General features: G+C 64.9%; 19 protein-coding genes. 5 read left to right on the top strand and 14 right to left on the bottom strand.

What is annotated here, in order from left to right; all coding sequences use genetic code 11:
* Position 1: 1 nt before the first annotated feature.
* Complete coding sequence (locus LZ585_RS07505; protein ID WP_234853000.1) at positions 2 to 469, bottom strand: hypothetical protein; 468 nt, start codon at positions 467 to 469, stop codon at positions 2 to 4.
* Between the two features lie 188 nt (positions 470 to 657).
* Between LZ585_RS07505 and LZ585_RS07500 the strand changes: the two genes are divergently transcribed.
* Both LZ585_RS07500 and LZ585_RS07495 read left to right on the top strand, forming a co-directional pair.
* A complete protein-coding gene (locus LZ585_RS07500) occupies positions 658 to 942 on the top strand; it encodes an SCP2 sterol-binding domain-containing protein (protein WP_234852999.1) in 285 nt (94 codons plus the stop codon).
* A gap of 76 nt (positions 943 to 1018) precedes the next feature.
* The gene (locus LZ585_RS07495) at positions 1019 to 1903 is read left to right on the top strand and encodes an alpha/beta fold hydrolase (protein WP_234852998.1); all 885 of its coding nucleotides are present in this window, start codon (positions 1019 to 1021) and stop codon (positions 1901 to 1903) included.
* Here LZ585_RS07495 and LZ585_RS07490 read toward each other — a convergent pair.
* The 7 genes from LZ585_RS07490 to LZ585_RS07460 form a co-directional block, all read right to left on the bottom strand.
* Positions 1900 to 2844 carry a hemolysin family protein gene (locus LZ585_RS07490; protein WP_234852997.1) on the bottom strand — a complete coding sequence of 315 codons (945 nt, stop codon included), beginning with the start codon at positions 2842 to 2844 and terminating at the stop codon, positions 1900 to 1902. The two genes, LZ585_RS07495 and LZ585_RS07490, sit on opposite strands and share 4 nt — an antisense overlap.
* Entirely contained in the window at positions 2844 to 3338 is a 495-nt protein-coding gene (gene ybeY / locus LZ585_RS07485; protein WP_234852996.1) for an rRNA maturation RNase YbeY, read from the bottom strand. The genes LZ585_RS07490 and ybeY overlap by 1 nt, the downstream gene beginning before the upstream one ends.
* Complete coding sequence (locus LZ585_RS07480) at positions 3331 to 4407, bottom strand: PhoH family protein (RefSeq protein ID WP_234852995.1); 1077 nt, start codon at positions 4405 to 4407, stop codon at positions 3331 to 3333. The genes ybeY and LZ585_RS07480 overlap by 8 nt, the downstream gene beginning before the upstream one ends.
* 61 nt (positions 4408 to 4468) lie before the next feature.
* Positions 4469 to 5182 carry an ABC transporter ATP-binding protein gene (locus tag LZ585_RS07475; RefSeq protein ID WP_234852994.1) on the bottom strand — a complete coding sequence of 238 codons (714 nt, stop codon included), beginning with the start codon at positions 5180 to 5182 and terminating at the stop codon, positions 4469 to 4471.
* Complete coding sequence (locus LZ585_RS07470; RefSeq protein WP_234852993.1) at positions 5179 to 5943, bottom strand: MlaE family ABC transporter permease; 765 nt, start codon at positions 5941 to 5943, stop codon at positions 5179 to 5181. The genes LZ585_RS07475 and LZ585_RS07470 overlap by 4 nt, the downstream gene beginning before the upstream one ends.
* Positions 5940 to 6956, bottom strand: a complete 1017-nt coding sequence (alr, locus tag LZ585_RS07465) for an alanine racemase (RefSeq protein ID WP_234852992.1) — start codon at positions 6954 to 6956, stop codon at positions 5940 to 5942. Before alr ends, LZ585_RS07470 begins: the two co-directional genes overlap by 4 nt.
* Positions 6957 to 7020: 64 nt before the next feature.
* On the bottom strand, positions 7021 to 7782 hold the full coding sequence (locus LZ585_RS07460; protein ID WP_234852991.1) for an NAD kinase: 762 nt from the start codon (positions 7780 to 7782) through the stop codon (positions 7021 to 7023).
* Positions 7783 to 7950: 168 nt separating this feature from the next.
* Between LZ585_RS07460 and glyA the strand changes: the two genes are divergently transcribed.
* Positions 7951 to 9246, top strand: a complete 1296-nt coding sequence (gene glyA / locus LZ585_RS07455; protein ID WP_234852990.1) for a serine hydroxymethyltransferase — start codon at positions 7951 to 7953, stop codon at positions 9244 to 9246.
* Between the two features lie 53 nt (positions 9247 to 9299).
* Here glyA and LZ585_RS07450 read toward each other — a convergent pair whose 3' ends face one another.
* Together LZ585_RS07450 and LZ585_RS07445 are read right to left on the bottom strand one after the other, a co-directional pair.
* Positions 9300 to 10160, bottom strand: coding sequence for a DMT family transporter (locus LZ585_RS07450; protein WP_234852989.1), 861 nt, complete (start codon positions 10158 to 10160; stop codon positions 9300 to 9302).
* Positions 10161 to 10246: 86 nt separating this feature from the next.
* The gene (locus tag LZ585_RS07445; RefSeq protein ID WP_390625056.1) at positions 10247 to 10843 is read right to left on the bottom strand and encodes a LysE/ArgO family amino acid transporter; all 597 of its coding nucleotides are present in this window, start codon (positions 10841 to 10843) and stop codon (positions 10247 to 10249) included.
* Positions 10844 to 10921: 78 nt separating this feature from the next.
* Between LZ585_RS07445 and LZ585_RS07440 the strand changes: the two genes are divergently transcribed.
* Complete coding sequence (locus tag LZ585_RS07440; protein ID WP_234852988.1) at positions 10922 to 11782, top strand: LysR family transcriptional regulator ArgP; 861 nt, start codon at positions 10922 to 10924, stop codon at positions 11780 to 11782.
* A gap of 59 nt (positions 11783 to 11841) precedes the next feature.
* Here LZ585_RS07440 and LZ585_RS07435 read toward each other — a convergent pair whose 3' ends face one another.
* From LZ585_RS07435 to LZ585_RS07420, 4 genes are all read right to left on the bottom strand, one after another.
* Positions 11842 to 12585 (bottom strand): YebC/PmpR family DNA-binding transcriptional regulator, encoded by a 744-nt coding sequence (locus tag LZ585_RS07435; protein ID WP_234852987.1) that lies wholly within the window; start codon positions 12583 to 12585, stop codon positions 11842 to 11844.
* A 137-nt stretch (positions 12586 to 12722) separates the two neighbouring features.
* Positions 12723 to 12944, bottom strand: a complete 222-nt coding sequence (locus LZ585_RS07430; RefSeq protein WP_234852986.1) for a hypothetical protein — start codon at positions 12942 to 12944, stop codon at positions 12723 to 12725.
* A 131-nt stretch (positions 12945 to 13075) separates the two neighbouring features.
* On the bottom strand, positions 13076 to 14854 hold the full coding sequence (locus tag LZ585_RS07425; RefSeq protein ID WP_234852985.1) for an SLC13 family permease: 1779 nt from the start codon (positions 14852 to 14854) through the stop codon (positions 13076 to 13078).
* A gap of 91 nt (positions 14855 to 14945) precedes the next feature.
* Complete coding sequence (locus LZ585_RS07420) at positions 14946 to 15761, bottom strand: TIGR00282 family metallophosphoesterase (RefSeq protein WP_234852984.1); 816 nt, start codon at positions 15759 to 15761, stop codon at positions 14946 to 14948.
* A gap of 99 nt (positions 15762 to 15860) precedes the next feature.
* On the opposite strand from LZ585_RS07420, the gene LZ585_RS07415 reads away from it, so the two are divergent.
* Entirely contained in the window at positions 15861 to 16658 is a 798-nt protein-coding gene (locus tag LZ585_RS07415; protein WP_234852983.1) for a 2-dehydro-3-deoxygalactonokinase, read from the top strand.
* Position 16659: the final 1 nt, after the last annotated feature.

Here is a 16659-nt window from a genome sequence, read left to right as displayed (position 1 = left end):
GCTAGATATCGGTGCCGTCCTGCTGGCGTTCCAGACGGGCGACGCCATCTATCGCCTCTGGCTGATGGGGATGGATGGTCAGGCTTTGGCGATAGGCGGCCAGCGCGCGTTCGGTATCGCCCGTTTCCTCCAGCATGACGGCCAGTTGCGTCAGCGCCGAGAAGTGGCGGGGTTCCAGTTGCAGGGTTCGGGCCAGGTCCTGGAAGGCCGGGCCAAACTGGCCCAAAGTCGCATAGGCCGCCGCGCGGGTGTAAAAACCGGTCGCAAAATCCGGCGCGTGGTCTGTCAGCGCCGTAAGATGGCCCACGGCAGCCGCCGCGTCCCCCTCGTCCAGGGCCTTTTCGCCCCGTTGCAGCAGCACGTCCATGGCAGCGGACCCGGATTTCGACCATTCGCGCAGGATATCCGATTCGGCTATGCGCCAGGCTTCGCCCTGGGGTTCGGCTAGGCGGCGGAAAAGATCGTCCATATCAGGCGGATCCTGGGCACACGCAGCACCGGCTGACAGAAATATCGTGAAAATGAAGAAAACCGTAACTATTCGGTGGCATATTGCCGCGACGACATTATGGAAAATGTGGCAGAGCGGGCGCATATGGGGGATGTTATCCAGCCCGCCTGCCGGGCGCCAGCCCACCTGAAACGAAAGACCTGAAAATGAGCAATGTTGTGAACGCCGCCGTCGAGAAACTGAACGAGAAGATCGGCAGCTTCGGCTCGACCGCGAAATTCGTGATCGAGGATGAGGGCGCCATCATGATCGACGAAAACGGGGTTCGCGCGGGCGACGAGGAAGCCGAGGTCACGCTGTTCGCCAGCCGCGACACCTTTGAAGGCATCCTGAACGGCAGCGTCAATCCCGCCACCGCCTTCATGATGGGCAAGCTGAAGATCGACGGTTCCATGGGCGTGGCCATGCAACTGGGCCAGGCGCTGTCCTGATTCACCGATGCGCGGTCAGGCGGCACCGTTCAGGCAATTGCCGGGCGATATCCTTCGTCCGGCGCAGGCTTTCTGGATGCAGGCCGATGACGGCGTGACATTGCGGCTGGCCCATTGGCCTGCCGCGTCGGACAGCCGGGGCAGCGTGCTGCTGTTCCCCGGCCGCACCGAGTATATCGAGAAATATTCCGGCACTGCGGCCTTTTTGACGGATTCCGGCTATGATGTCCTGGCGATCGACTGGCGCGGCCAGGGATTGTCGGACCGCCTGTTGCCGGATGTGCGGCTGGGCCATGTCGCGCAATTCGGCGATTATCAGCGCGACGTGGTCGAGATGGTTGTGGCCGCGACCGAACGGAATTTGCCCAAGCCCTGGCATCTGCTGGCCCATTCGATGGGCGGCTGTATCGGCCTTGCGGCGCTGCACGGGGGCCTGCCGGTTGCCTCGGCGGCCTTTTCGGCACCCATGTGGGGCATCAACCTGCGGCCTATGTCGCATGGCGTGGCGGTTGGCATGGCCTATCTGGCAGGGCGGCTGGGCCGGGGCGGTCGTCTGGCGCCGGGCAGCGGCGGTGGCGCCATGGGCACCTATGTGCTGGACGAATGCTTCAGCGCCAACCTGCTGACCGAAGATGCCGACCAATGGTGCCGCATGGTGCGCGAGGCCGCGGTCTGGCCCGACATGACCTTGGGCGGCGCGAGTTTCGACTGGGTGGGTAAGGCGTTGAACGAATGCCTGCGCCTCTCCCGAATGCCATCGCCTGACCTTCCGGCCCTGATCAGCTTGGGCAGTAGGGAAAAGATCGTCTCGCCCACGGCAATCCGTGACCGCGCCGCCCGATGGCCCGCCGCCTCGCTGATAGAGGTCGAGGGCGCAAGGCACGAGGTCATGATGTGCCGCCCTGACCGCCGCGCTGCTTTTCTGTCAGCGGCGCTGGACCTGTTTCAAGACAGCGTCTAGGCGCCCCTGTCAGGCGTTGGCTGGGGAATATGGACCGGCATCACCTTGTCGGCCGCCGATGCCGCCGGCAGACGCAGCCGCACGCGCTTGATCCGGCGCGGGTCGGCATCCACCACCTCGAACTCTGCGCCAGAGGCATGGGGGATCACCTCGCCCTCGGACGGAAGATGGCCTGCCAGGGCAAAGACCAGGCCGCCCAGGGTATCGATATCCTCGCCTTGGTCTTCCCCCATCAGCGCCAGGCCCGTTTCGCCCTCGACATCGGAAAGGGAAGCACGGGCCTGGATCAGCCATTGACCGGGCTTCTCCAAGACCCACAGGCTGCCCTCGGCCTCGTCATGCTCGTCCTCGATCTCTCCGATAACCTGCTCGATCAGATCCTCGATGGTCACAAGGCCGTCCACGCCGCCGTATTCGTCGATCACAAGGGCCATGTGGATGCGTTTCTGCTGCATCTGCTGCAACAGCACGCCGATAGGCATCGACGGCGGCACATACAGCAAGGGCCGCAGCATGGGCCGCAGATGAAAATCGCCCGCCTGCCCAAAGCCATGCTTCAGCGCCAGATCCTTGAGGTGGATCATGCCCAGCGGGCTGTCCAGCGTTTCGGCATAGACCGGCAGGCGCGAGAAGCCATGTTCGCGAAACAGCGCAACCAGGTCGTCCAGGCTGCTGGTGTCAGACGCAGCCACCATTTCCGCCTTGGGAACCGCCACGTCATCGACGCGCATCCGCCGCAGGTTGACCATGCCGGGCACGACGGGCGCGGACCTGTTCGGGGCATCATCCGTGTCATCATCCCCGCCGGTCAGGGCATCGAAGAAACGTCCCAGGAAACCGCGAGAGGCGGGAAGATCCCGCCCCTCCCCTCCGACGCCATCCGAAGCACTTGCAGCATCGGCGCCAAGGGGCTGGGCAGGTAATCGAGACTCGGAATTCATCAGACCTTCTCGTGATAAGGATCGGGGATATTCAGGCGCGCCAGGATTGAACGCTCGGCAGCTTCCATGGTTTCCGCATCGGCATCGTTGCCATGGTCATAGCCCAGCAAATGCAGGGTCGCATGGACCAGCAGATGCGTGACGTGATGGTCCACGGCCTTGCCCTGGACCTCTGCCTCGGCCAGGCAGGTTTCATAGGCGATGGCGATGTCGCCCAGTTCCTCGGTATCCGGCAGGTCTGGCGGGACGCCCGGTTCGTGGGGAATGTGTTCCGTCGAGGGCCAGGACAGCACGTTCGTCGCACGCGGCTTGCCCCGGAAATCGGCGTTCAGGGACGCGATGCGGGCGTCGTCGCAGCCCATGACCACGACCTCTCCGCCAATGCCGTGCCAGGTCAGCGCGGCAGAGATGGCGCGTTCGGCCAGGGCTTCAAGCCCCAGGCTGTCCCATCGGTCATCCTCGATGACGCAATCGGTTGATATGTCGTCAGGCATCGCCTCGCATTGCCCGGCGGGGTGCGTATTGTCCGCGCGGTCCCTCTGATTCGCCGCGCGCAAGGGCGGCGGCATCTTCCGCGTCATACGCCGTGATGATGCGCGCGACAAGCGGGTGGCGCACGACATCCTTGGCGGTGAAGTAGCTGAAGCTGATGCCCTTGACCCCATCCAGGATGCGTTCGGCATCGACAAGGCCCGAATTTATGCCGCGCGGCAGGTCGATCTGGGTGCGGTCGCCGGTGACGACCATCCGCGATCCTTCGCCAAGCCGGGTCAGGAACATCTTCATCTGCATGGTGGTGGCGTTCTGCGCCTCGTCCAGGACGACAAAGGCGTTGGCCAGCGTGCGCCCGCGCATGAAGGCCAGGGGCGCGATCTCGATCCGTTTTTCCTCCATCAGCTTCTGCATCTGCTTGGCGGGCAGGAAATCGTTCAGCGCGTCATAAAGGGGCTGCATATAGGGATCGACCTTTTCCTTCATGTCGCCCGGAAGGAAACCCAGGCGCTCCCCCGCCTCGACCGCGGGACGCGACAGGATGATCTTGTCCACATGGCCGCCGATCAGCATGGTCACGCCGACCGCGACCGCCAGATAGGTCTTACCCGTGCCCGCCGGGCCGATGCCAAAGGCCAGTTCGTTCTGGAACAGCGACCGGACATAGGCTTTCTGCGCGTCCGTGCGCGGTTCGATGGATTTCTTGCGGGTGCGCAGTTCGTAATCGCCCGCCGCGAACATCTCCATCTGTTCCGCAGGCGTGGCGGGCGCCGCATCGTCGATGCCCATGCGCAACGCGGCCTCGACCTCGGCCAGGGACACGGGGCGGCCCTGTTCCAGGCGCGCGTAAAGGCCGCGCAGCAGCAGCGCAGCCTCGGCCTGGGCCTCGGGAGTGCCGACCACGGCCAACTGGTTGCCGCGCCGCAGGATGTGGACGCCAAGCGCCTCCTCGATCCGGGCCAGGTGACGGTCATTGGCCCCGCACAGGTCGATCAGCAGCCTGTTGTCGGGAAATTCCAGCAGGGTTTCATTCGAAGGGGTCGCGACGGGGGGCGTAGGCGTAAGGCCCAAATCTTTCTCCTGCTCAGGCGTCTTGTCATAATGGTGGCGATCCAAGGGGATTCGCACAAGGTCATAGTGGCGCGGTGTTGCCAAGAAACCCCGCCAAGGGCGCGGCGTGGTTCATCAGTGAAACCGGACCATCCCAGGCAATGCGCCCGTCCTGCAACAGCGCCACCCGATCGCCAATGGCGCGCACCGATTCCATGTCATGGGTGATGGTGATGGCCATGGCGCCGGTTTCCGTCACGATGCCCCGGATCAGGTCGTTGATGCGCCGCGCCCTGATCGGGTCAAGGCCAGTCGTGGGTTCGTCGAAAAAAATCACCGCCGGATCGTCGGCAATGGCGCGGGCCAGGCCGGCGCGCTTGGCCATGCCCCCCGACAATTCGGCAGGCATCAGGTCGGCGGTTTCCGGCCCCAGGCCGACACGGGCCATCTTTTCCAAGGCAATGGCGCGGGCCCGGGCATCGGGCATCCGCTGGCGCAGGCGAAAGGCCACGTTCTGCCAGACGGTCAGGCTGTCGAACAGCGCCGCCCCTTGGAACAGCATCCCGAAGCGGGCAAGGAAGGCCGGGCGGGTGGTGGGATCCAGCGCCTTTCCCTGCCACAGGATTTGTCCCGCATCGGGCGCCGTCAGGCCCAGGATGCATTTCAGCAACACGGACTTGCCCGTCCCCGACTGGCCGATGACGCACAGGCTTTCGCCCTGTTCCACGGCCAAATCGACGCCCGCCAAAACCGCCTTGCCGCCAAAGGATTTGCGCAGGCCGCTGATCTGGATCATTCGAAGAACAGCCCGGTCAGCATGAAATTTGCGGCCAGGATGCCTACGGCGGCGGCGACCACGGCAGACTTGGTGGCCCGCCCCACGCCCGCTGCGCCGCGCCCGGAATGGATCCCGAACCAGCAGCCGCAGACCGCAACGATCAGGCCGAAAACCGCACCCTTCAGCAGCCCCGACACCACGTCCCAGCGTTCCAGATAGGCCGCGCTGTTCGCCAGATAGGACGCGGAATTGAAGCCCAGCGACTGCGTGCCGACCAGCCAGCCGCCCATGATGCCGATGATGTCGCCCACCCCGACCAGCACGGGCACGGTCAGCACGGCCGCCCACAGGCGTGGCGTGACCAGCCATCGCATCGGGTCGGTGGACAGCGTCACAAGCGCGTCGATCTGTTCCGTGACCTTCATCGTGCCGATTTCCGCCGCGATGGAGCTTGCCACGCGTGCCGCCACCATCAGCCCGCCCAGAACCGGGCCAAGTTCGCGCACCATGCCAATGGCGACAATCGCGGGCACCACGTCGCTGGCCTGGAACCGCGCGCCGCCGGAATGGATCTGCAAGGCAAGCGCCGCACCGGTGAACAGCGCGGTCAGGCCGACCACCGGCAGCGACAACCAGCCGATCTGCACCAGTTGCGCCCCAAAGGCGCGTCCATGGAACGGCCGCAGCAGGAACAATCCGCGCATGGTGAACAAGGCTGCCGAGCCAATGCCGCGCGTCAGCGACAGCGCGGCCCGGCCGATCAGGCGGACTGGGTTCACCGCCAGGTCCGGTCGTAGCGGCGGCCAAGGGAGGTCAGGATTTCATAGCCGATCGTCCCGGCATAATCCGCGACCCGATCCACCGGTTGCGCGGGGCAAATGAGGTCCAGTTCCGCCGGAATATCCGCCAAGCCGGTCACATCGACAGTGATCAGGTCCATCGACACGCGCCCGACGATGGGACAGGCCGTTCGTGCCGCATAAAGGCGGGCCCCCTTGGACGAGATCGACCGCAGTATCCCGTCGGCATAGCCCGCCGCGACCGTGGCAATCCGGCGCGGGGAATCCGCAGTCCAGGTGGCGCTGTAACCCACGAACTCGCCCGCCTGGACGGTCCGCGTCTGAATCACCGGCAGCGACAACCGCACGACCGGTTGCGCGTCGGCAAAAGGCAGCCCGCCGTAAAGACCCACGCCCGGGCGGATCAGGTCGAAATGATAATCCGGTCCCAGCAGGATCCCCCCCGTTGCAGACAGCGAAAGCGGCACATCGCAGCCCTCGGTCATGGCGCGGAACGCGGCAAGCTGGCTGGCATTGGCGGGGTGGCCGGGTTCGTCCGCGCAGGCCAGGTGCGACATGATGAAATCGGGCTTGGCAGCCAGTGCCTCGGCGCGGATGGCAGACCATTCGCCCGCCTCAAGGCCCAGCCGGTTCATGCCGGTGTCAAGCTGGATCGCAAAAGGCTTGCCCGGCCGCATGGCGCGGTCGCGGAAGAATTGTTCCGAGCTGTTCAGGACGGGCACCAGACCGGTCAGGTCCGCACCCTCTATATGGCCGGACAGGACATTGATGCGCGCGTCGCGGGGCAGATGTGGACGCAGGGCGCGGCCCTCGGATGCAAGGGCCACGAAGAAATCCCGCGCCCCTGCCTCGTACAGCGCGGCGGCCACGCGGGCGGCGCCCAGGCCATAGGCATCGGCCTTGACCACGGCACTGGCACGGGCGCCGGGGGCCTTGGCGGCAAGCGCAGACCAGTTGGCGACAATGGCTTGCAGGTCGATATGCAGGGTCATGGCGGGCCGTCCTGTGGTGATCGCGCATCTAAAACCAGAAATCCCGCCGCGCTTCCAGCCCGGATCAGACGAACTGTTCGCGCAGCAGCCGTTCCTCCAGCCCATGACCGCTGTCGAACAACAGCCGGTGGCGCACGTCCTGCGCGCTGCTGATCTGGACGCGCACAACATGCCGCACAAACCGGGAATCCGCGTCGGCCATGACGGGCCGGCGTTCGGGGTTCAGCACCTCGACCTCGACCTGCGCGCCCTTGGGCAGCAGGGCGCCACGCCAGCGGCGGGGGCGGAACGGTGCGATGGCAGTAAGAGCCAGAACTTCGGAATTGATTGGCAGAATAGGACCATGCGCGGAATAGTTATACGCCGTCGAACCCGCGGGTGTGGCGATCAGCACGCCATCGCAAACCAATTCCTCCATCCGCATCCTGCCATCGACATGGATGCGCAGCTTGGCGGCCTGCGGGCCTTCGCGCAACATGCTGACCTCGTTGATGGCCAGGGCTTCGTGGGTAGATCCGTCGGCCCGGAACGCGCACATCCGCAGGGGATTGATGACGGTTTCCTCGGCCGCCACCAGCCGTTCGATCAGCCCCCCTTCGGCATAGCTGTTCATCAGGAACCCCACGGTGCCCCGGTTCATCCCGTAAACCGGCACATCGCGGTTCGTCAGCGCGTGCAGCGTTTGCAGCATGAATCCGTCGCCGCCAAGCGCCACGGCCACATCCGCCTGGTCCAGGGACACGCTGCCGTAGCGCGCCGACAACGCCGCAAGGGCGTTTTGCGCAATCTCGGCCTCGCTTGCGGTGAAGTGGATCTTCGGCGCCATGATGGTCCTTGCTTGTCGGCGGGCAGCATCCGATGCGTCACCCGGCATTGCAAGCCCCGTCGCCATCGACCCCCGTCTCGTCGCTTTTGTGGCTTTCCGCACCGTCAACCCTGGGGTATGACGGCCCGGAACAGCCTGTCCCCTGGCCTGACGAAAGGACGCGAGACCATGAACGCCCCGACCCGCGAGACCGGATTCTTTACCGAAGCCCTTGTCAACGGCGATCCCGAAATCGCCAAGGCCATCACCCAGGAACTGGGCCGCCAGCGCGACGAGATCGAATTGATCGCCTCGGAAAACATCGTGTCCAAGGCCGTGCTCGAGGCGCAGGGTTCGGTCCTGACCAACAAATACGCCGAAGGCTATCCGGGCAAGCGTTATTACGGCGGCTGTCAGTATGTCGATATCGTCGAAACCCTGGCGATCGAGCGGGCGAAACAGCTGTTCGACTGCGAATTTGCCAATGTCCAGCCAAACAGCGGTTCGCAGATGAACCAGGCGGTGTTCCTGGCGCTGCTGCAGCCGGGCGATACCTTCATGGGGCTGGACCTGAACTCGGGCGGCCACCTGACCCATGGATCGCCGGTGAACATGTCGGGCAAATGGTTCAACGTTGTCAGCTATGGCGTGCGCCAGCAGGACCAGTTGCTGGACATGGACGCGATTGCCGAAAGCGCCCGCCAGCATAAGCCCAAGCTGATCATCGCGGGCGGCACGGCATACAGCCGCACCTGGGATTGGGCCGCGTTCCGCAAGATCGCGGACGAGGTTGGCGCCTATCTGATGGTGGACATGGCCCATATCGCAGGGTTGGTTGCAGGCGGCGCCCATCCCTCGCCCCTGCCCCACGCCCATGTCGTGACCACTACCACGCACAAGTCCCTGCGCGGCCCGCGCGGCGGGATGGTGCTGACCAATGACGCCGACATCGCGAAAAAGATCAACAGCGCCGTGTTCCCCGGCCTTCAGGGCGGCCCGCTGATGCACGTGATCGCCGCCAAGGCCGTGGCCTTTGGCGAGGCGCTGCAACCCTCGTTCCGGGCCTATGCAGCGCAGGTCGTGAAGAACGCGCAGGCCATGGCGGACGAGTTGATGAAGGGCGGCATCGACATCGTGTCGGGCGGCACCGACAACCACCTCTGCCTGGCCGACCTGCGTCCGAAGGGGGTCACCGGCAAGGCGACCGAGGCCGCGCTTGGCCGCGCCCATATCACCTGCAACAAGAACGGCGTGCCCTTCGATCCCGAAAAGCCCTTCGTCACCTCGGGCATCCGCCTGGGCGCCCCTGCAGGCACGACGCGCGGCTTCGGCGAGGAGGAATTCCGCCAGATCGCCCGCTGGATCGTCGAGGTCGTGGACGGCCTGGCAGCCAATGGCGAGGAAGGCAATGCCGCCGTGGAGGCCAAGGTCAAGGCCGAGGTCGCCCAGATGTGCGCGCGCTTCCCGCTGTATGCCGGGATGTGATCGGCTGAACGGATCGAAACCCGCCGCGCATCGCACGGCGGGTTTTTTCACGCCTATTCGGCGGCAGTCGCAACGATGGTGGCACTTGCGCGCGCCCGCAGCCGCGCTTCCCGCCAGGTGATATAGCAGATCGCCCCGATCATCAGCCCGCCGCCCAGGATCACCCAGCCGTCCAGCGGCTCGTGGAAGATGAAGACGCCGACAAGGCTGGCCCAGATCAGTTGCAGGAAGGTGACCGGCTGCGTTACCGTCATCGGCGCGACGGCGAAGGCGCGGGTCATGCTGTAATGGCCCGCCGTCCCGAACACCGCGACCAGACCCAGCCACACGACTTGGCCCCAAGTCGGCGGAACCCAGACCATCCAGGCCAAGGGCGCAAGACCGATCGACACCGTCAGCGACAGCATGGCGACGACTACCGCAGGCGACACATGGTCGGTGATGCGCTTGGCAACAAGGTAGGACGCCCCGAATGCCACCGAGGCCAGGATCTGCGACAGATGGCCCGGATCCAGTTCCCTCAGTCCCGGCCGCAGCACGATCAGCGCGCCCATCAGCGCGACGCCGACCGCCATCATCCGCCGCGCGGCCAGACGCTCGCCCATGAACAGGGCGGCGCCTACGGTCACGACAATGGGGTTCAGAAAGCCGATGGCCGTCACCTCGGCCACGGTGATGCGCGACATGGCATAAAACCAGGCGACGGTCGCCAGCACATGCAGCCCTCCACGCACCGTCAGAAGCTGCCAGATGCGGCGAGTAAATCCGGTTCGCAGCGCCGGGATCACCAAGGGGCCGACGAAAAGCAACCCAAAGACAAAGCGGATAAAGGCTGCCTGCGCCGCAGGCACCGCGCCCTCCAAGCTTCGCACGATGCCATTCACGGCAACGAAGCACAGACCCGTCACCAGCATCCATCCGATTCCCGCAAGATCGCGGCGTGTTTGCGCGTCCAATTGCATGATGTGCAGTTGGACCGCTTTGCCACAGGGACGCAAGCTCAATCCACGATCAGGGACAAGGCGATCAACCACATCACAATGCCGATCAACAGTTCCAGCACCTGCCAGGCGCGGCGCCGGGCAAAGACCGGCGCCAGCAGCCGCGCCCCGTAACCCAAGGCAAAGAAGAACAGGAACGAACCGGCCATGGCGCCTAGGCCGAAGGCCAGCGGATCCGGCCAGCCCGCAGACACCGCCCCCAGCAGCACGACCGTATCCAGCCAGACATGGGGATTCAGCCAGGTCAGGGCCGCGATCATCGCCAAGGTCCGGCCCAAGGTCGCTCCGTCCCCCTGGGGGCGCAGCGCATGGCCCCCATGCCAGGCCGCGCGAAAGGATCTCGCACCATACCAGACCAGGAACGCCACCCCCGCCCACCGCATCGCATCCGCAAGCCAGGGGGCTAGGGCGACCACGTGCGTCATGCCCGTCACCCCCAGCAGGATCAAGGCGGCATCGGACAAGGCGCAGAACAGGCACACCCAGAACACATGGCGCCGCATCAGCCCCTGCTTCAGGACAAAGGCATTCTGCGCCCCGATGGCGACGATCAGCGACAACCCAGTTCCAAGCCCGGCGGTATAGGACATCATCATGGCACCTCCGACCCGCCCTGTCGCACAGCCCGCGGATCAGATAAAATGAAAATTCCTTACTCTGATGAAGCGCTGCTAATGTTCGACTATCCCGCTCTGGCCGCCTTGGCCGAGGTCATCAGGCGCGGTTCCTTTGACGCCGCAGCCGCCGCGCTGCGGGTCACGCCCTCTGCCATCTCTCAACGGATCCGCAGCCTCGAGGATCGGACAGGGAGCGTCCTGATTGACCGGGGACCGCCCGTCAGGCCAACGGCGCAGGGCCTGCGGCTTGCCGTGCATCTGGATCAGGTCCGGCTTCTGGAATCTGGTTTGGCAGAACTGTCCCCGGACAAGCCCGTGCTGCGCCTGGCTGTCAATGCAGACAGCCTGGCGACCTGGGTCATGCCCGCCCTTGCCGCCACGCCAGGGCTGCTGGATCTGACCATTGACGACCAGGACCACGCGCTTGCTTGGCTGCGTGGTGGATTGGTGGTGGCTGCGATCACCAGTCACAGCCGTCCCGTTCCCGGCTGCGACAGCCTGCGCCTGGGCGCCATGCGATATCGCGCGACCGCCAGCCCGGACTTCGTCGCCCGCCATTTTCCCCGCGGCGTGACAACTGCCCAACTGGCCCTCGCCCCGGCGCTGTGCTTCAACAGCAAGGACGCGCTGCAAAGCCGCTGGGTGCAGGCGCTGACCGGCAAGCGGCTGGCCCTGCCCATGCACCGCATCCCCGTGTCGCACGCCTTTGCCGATGCCGCGCGGTTGGGTCTTGGCTGGGGCATGAACCCGGAAATGCTGGTCCGCGAGGATCTGGCCCAAGGCCGCCTTGTCGATCTGGCCCCCGCGTTGCCGCTGGAGGTGCCGCTTTACTGGCAGTTCAGCCGCATCACTGGACTTGCTCTCGCGCCCCTGACCGATGCCATCAAAAAGGCCGCCCGTGCAGCATTGCTGCCCTGACGGCCTTTTTGCCTTGGTTCAAATATCCCGGGGGCGCGGGGGCTGGCCCCCGCTGCTGTCTACAACTGCGCCGCAACTGCCTCGGACAGGTCAAAGTTTCCGGTGACGTTCTGCACGTCGTCGTCGTCTTCCAGCGTGTCGATCAGTTTCATCAGCTTTTGCGCCGTTTCCAGATCGGCGATCTCGGTGGGCGACTGGGGCTTCCAGATCAGCTTCGCGGTCTCGGACTCGCCCAACGATGCTTCAAGCGCGGTGGACACTTCGTTCAGCGCGGTATCGGCGCAATAGATCCAGTGGCCTTCCTCGTCCGTCTCGACATCGTCGGCACCCGCCTCGATGGCGGCAAGCATGACGGTGTCGGCATCGCCGACTGATGCAGGATACATGATCTCGCCCACGCGGTCGAACATGAAGCTGACCGAGCCACTTTGCCCCAGGTCGCCGCCCGCCTTCGTGAAATAGCTGCGGACGTTGGAGGCGGTACGGTTGCGGTTGTCGGTCATCGCCTCGACCACAAGGGCGATGCCGTTCGGGCCATAACCCTCATACCGGATTTCTTCGTAATTCTCGGCATCGCCGCCCTGCGACTTCTTGATCGCGCGGTCGATCACGTCCTTGGGCACGGAACTGGACTTGGCTTCCTTCACCGCCAGGCGCAGGCGCGGGTTCTTGTCGGGATCAGGGTCGCCCATCTTGGCGGCAACCGTGATTTCCTTTGACAGCTTGGAAAACAGCTTCGCACGGATCTTGTCTTGCCGCCCTTTGCGATGCTGGATGTTGGCCCATTTGGAATGGCCTGCCATGATCGGTCGTCCTTCGCATTTCAGGTTTCGGCCGCTTTTAGTCCAGCCCGGCGGTCCCTCGCAAGACACCATGCAAATGCAAAAGCGCCCGATCCCCCTTAGGGGCGGGCGCTGCGCAACCGGTCAGGCATTCAGCGTCAGAGAGCGGCAGACACGCCCATGATGCGGCGGATTTCGCCGTCACGGGTCAGGCCGCGGGCCGCCAGTTGGGCATCGCTGCGCAGATTCAGGCGCTCAAGCTCTCGGACCGTGGAATTGGCTTCGGCGATCAGGACCAGGAACCGGCCCAGGGCAGCAAAGGGCGCGGCGATAAACCCCAGGAAAGACCCGCGCGGTGTGTCGATGGTGATGTTGGCCATGGGAAAACCCTTTCAAGAAGCACAAGGCGATTTCCTCCCCTTGTTCTTCATATGGCCGCCCGCCATCAGCTTCTCAACGCCCAATGCTGCATGGCAGCATTGCAGGCGGGGCGGGACGGGTTAACTGAAGATTAAAGGGGCCAGAACAGCGGAATCACAAGACAGGCCACGATGCCGCAGATGATGTCCAAGGGAACGCCCACGCGCACAAAGTCGCTGAACTTGTAGCCGCCCGGCCCATAGACCATCATGTGCGTCTGGTATCCGATGGGCGTGGCAAAGGCGACGGTGGCCGAAAACATCACTGCCACGACATAGGCGCGGGGATCGTGGCCCAGCGATTGGGCCAGCGCGATGGCAATGGGGGTCAGCAGCACGGCCACGGCGTTGTTCGACAGGATTTCCGTCATCACCAGGCCCAGGAAATAGATCGCGATAAGCGTTGCAAAGGGCGGCAGGTCGCGCAGCCAAGGGGTGACGAAATCGACGATCAGCCCGACGGTGCCGGTATGTTCCAGGGCCTCGCCCACGGCTAGCATGGCAAAGATCATCGCCATCAGCCGACCGTCTATGAACTGGAACGCTTCCTCGGCGTCGATGCAGCGGGTCAGCAGGATCACGGCCGCTGCCAGGAATGACAGCACCATGATCGGTGCCACGTCCAGAGAGGCAAGCGTCACCACCGACAGCAGGCAGGCAATGGCGATGGGCGCGCGTTCCCGGCGATAGGCCCGGATCGACGGCCGGGTCACATCGACCAGGCCCATGTCCACGGCCAGCCGGGCGATATCCTCGGGCGCGCCTTCCAGCAGCAGGGTGTCGCCTACGCGCACGACCAGGTCGTCCAGTTGCCGCCCCAAGTTCTGGTCGCGCCGGTGTGCCGCCAGCACATAGATGCCATAACGGCGTCGCAGCCGCATATCGCCCAGCCGCCGCCCGATCAGTTGCGCCCCGGGCGAGATCAGCACCTCGACCGTATCGGTGGCCACCGAACTCAGCTTGTCCACGACTTGCAGGTTCTTGTTGCCCAGAAGTTCCAGCAGGTCGGCCATTTCAGACCGCAGCACCACCCGGTCGCCGGGTTCCAGGACGACGCTTGCCAGATCGCGGCGCAAGGATGCATCGCCGCGCAGCACATCGATCAGGCGCACGGCCTCGCGCTTGAACAGCGTTACGTCAACGGCCTTTTGGCCCACCAGGCTGGAATCCTGCGGGACCGCCAGTTCGGTGAAATACTTCATGCCCCGGCGCGACCCCAAAAACCCCGCCAGCGAGGTGCGGTCGGGCAGCAGCTTGCGGCCGAACAGGGCAAAATAGGCGATCCCCGCCAAGGTAATCGCGATTCCGACCGGCGCGATTTCAAAAATGGTAAAGGGCTCCATGCCCTGTTCGCGCGCCACACCATCGACCAGCAGGTTGGTCGAGGTGCCGATCAGGGTAATCATGCCTCCCAGGATGGTAAAGTAACTAAGCGGCATCAACAGCTTGGACGGCGCGATCTTCAGGCGGCTGGCAAGCTGGATGAAGATCGGGATCATCACGGCCACGACAGGGGTGTTGTTCATCACGGCCGAGGCGACGATCACAAACCCGAACAGTGCGCAAACGGTAAAGGCGGGATTTGTGGCAGCCCGCGATGTCACGATCCGGGACATCATCTCCAACGCGCCTGTGCGCAGCAGCCCGCCCATGATCAGGAACATGAAGGCGATGGTCCAGGGCGCCGAATTGGACAACACGCCCGCCGCATCGTCGGCAGGCAGAAGGCCCAACACAAGCATGGTGGCGGCGGAACCGATGGCCACGACCTCGGGCGGCTGCTTTTCGCGGATGAACTGGATGAAGGTGATCGTTACGATGACAAGCATCGCGATCGACGCATTCGTTCCAGTCAGGTCAAATCCAAGCATGAAGCCCCTGTCGTTGGGCGCCGTTCACCGGCGGATCGTGGGGCGAGATAGAATTGTTTTCTCCGCGACCGCAAGCGAAAGCCGTTGTTCCTCAGGCAGGATGGGTCTGGGCCAGGCGCCCGCCGTCGCGCAGGGGTTCGATCGCCGTGGCGCGCCCGGTGCGGTCGTCGGTGACGATTAGGGCGCCTGACAGGGTCGCCTCGCCCTCGGCGGGGGTGAAGCGATCCCGAGCCATGCCGGTGATAAAGCGGCGCAGGGGTTCGACCTTGTCCATGCCGATGACGCTGTCGTAGTCGCCGCACATTCCGGCGTCGGACTGGTATGCCGTGCCACGCGGAAGGATCTGGGCGTCCGCCGTAGGGACATGGGTGTGGGTGCCTACCACGATGCTTGCGCGTCCGTCGCAGAAATGGCCCGCAGCCATCTTTTCGCTGGTCGCCTCGGCATGGATATCGACTAGCGAAGCCTGTACCATGCCGCCGGGCGGATGCGCGCGCAGCACCGCATCAAGGGCGGAAAACGGATCGTCGTAAGGGCGTGACATGAACACCTGCCCCAACGCCTGGGTCACCAGCAGCTTTCGGCCACGGGTGTCGCTGATGATCGTGCTGCCACGCCCGGGCGCCTCTTTCGCGAAGTTCAGCGGGCGGACGATGCGCGGTTCGCGGTCGATAAAGGCCATCATGTCCTTTTGATCGAAAGCGTGGTCCCCCAGCGTCAGGCAATCCGCGCCCGATTCCAGCAAAAGCTGGGCGTGTCCCGCCGTGCAGCCGCGCCCGCCGCTGGTGTTTTCGGCATTCACCACGACCAGGTCGGCCTTTAGCCGCGCCCGCAGGGGGGCCAGCCGTTCAACGATCGCGCGCCGCCCGGCCCGCCCCATCACATCGCCAAGAAAAACAATCCGCATAGGGGGTCGTTACGCCCATGATCGCGGCGGTTCAAGCGCCGTCTCTGGACAGCGTCCTGCCAGGCGATCATCTTGCGCGTCGTCACGACGGGGGTTCGGATGGATTGGGCAGCGGCTGAATGGGCAGACGGGCAGTTGCGGGTGTGGCAAGGGGACCAGACCCTGACGGCGCCCTGCCGCGATGATCCGGCGGCGGTGCTGCGCGAATTGCTGCTGCCCTTGCTGGTCCGGGGGCAGGTCGTGTCCGTTATCGCATCCGGCTGGCCGGGGGTGGAACCGCAGCGCGTTCCCTGCCCGCCCCCGACGCCCGGTCCCTTCGTGACAGTCGACCCGCAGATCCGGTTGCACCCCCTGCCCGGCCTGGTTCAGGACCGCCCTGCCGATCTGATCGACAATGCCGTTCCCCGGATCCTGGGTCATCTGGCCAAAGACCCGAATTTCGACGGTGTGCTGTGCCTGCCCGGCCGACCCTCGGCCTGGGTGCAGATCAGCGCGGGTGAGGTCGTCAGCTTTCGCAGCTTCCTGACGGTCGAGATCCTGTCGGCCTTGTGCGATCTGGCCGATGGACCCGACAGCGCCGGTTTCGCCGACGCCGTCGGGCAAGCCATGTCTCGCCCGGCGGCACTTGCGGCGGAACTGGCCTCGGTGCGCGCGGAACGTGCCTTGGCCCGGATCGGCCCTGCGGAAGCCCAAGCCCGCATGGCCGGGCTGCTGATCGGCGCGGAACTGGCTGCGGCCCGGCCATGGTGGCTGGGACAGAATGTCACGGTCATCGGCACGGGCTGGCTTGCCGATTGCTATGCCGGTGCCTTGACGGCGCACGGGGTAACTGCGGGACGCGCCGATCCGGCTCAGGCTTGGCGGGACGGGATGCGGTCTGCCCACCGGGCGTTGTAAG

Origin of the sequence: Paracoccus everestensis (genome assembly GCF_021491915.1) — a bacterium.
GTDB lineage: Bacteria > Pseudomonadota > Alphaproteobacteria > Rhodobacterales > Rhodobacteraceae > Paracoccus > Paracoccus everestensis.
This window is presented reverse-complemented; position numbering and strand designations above follow the sequence as displayed.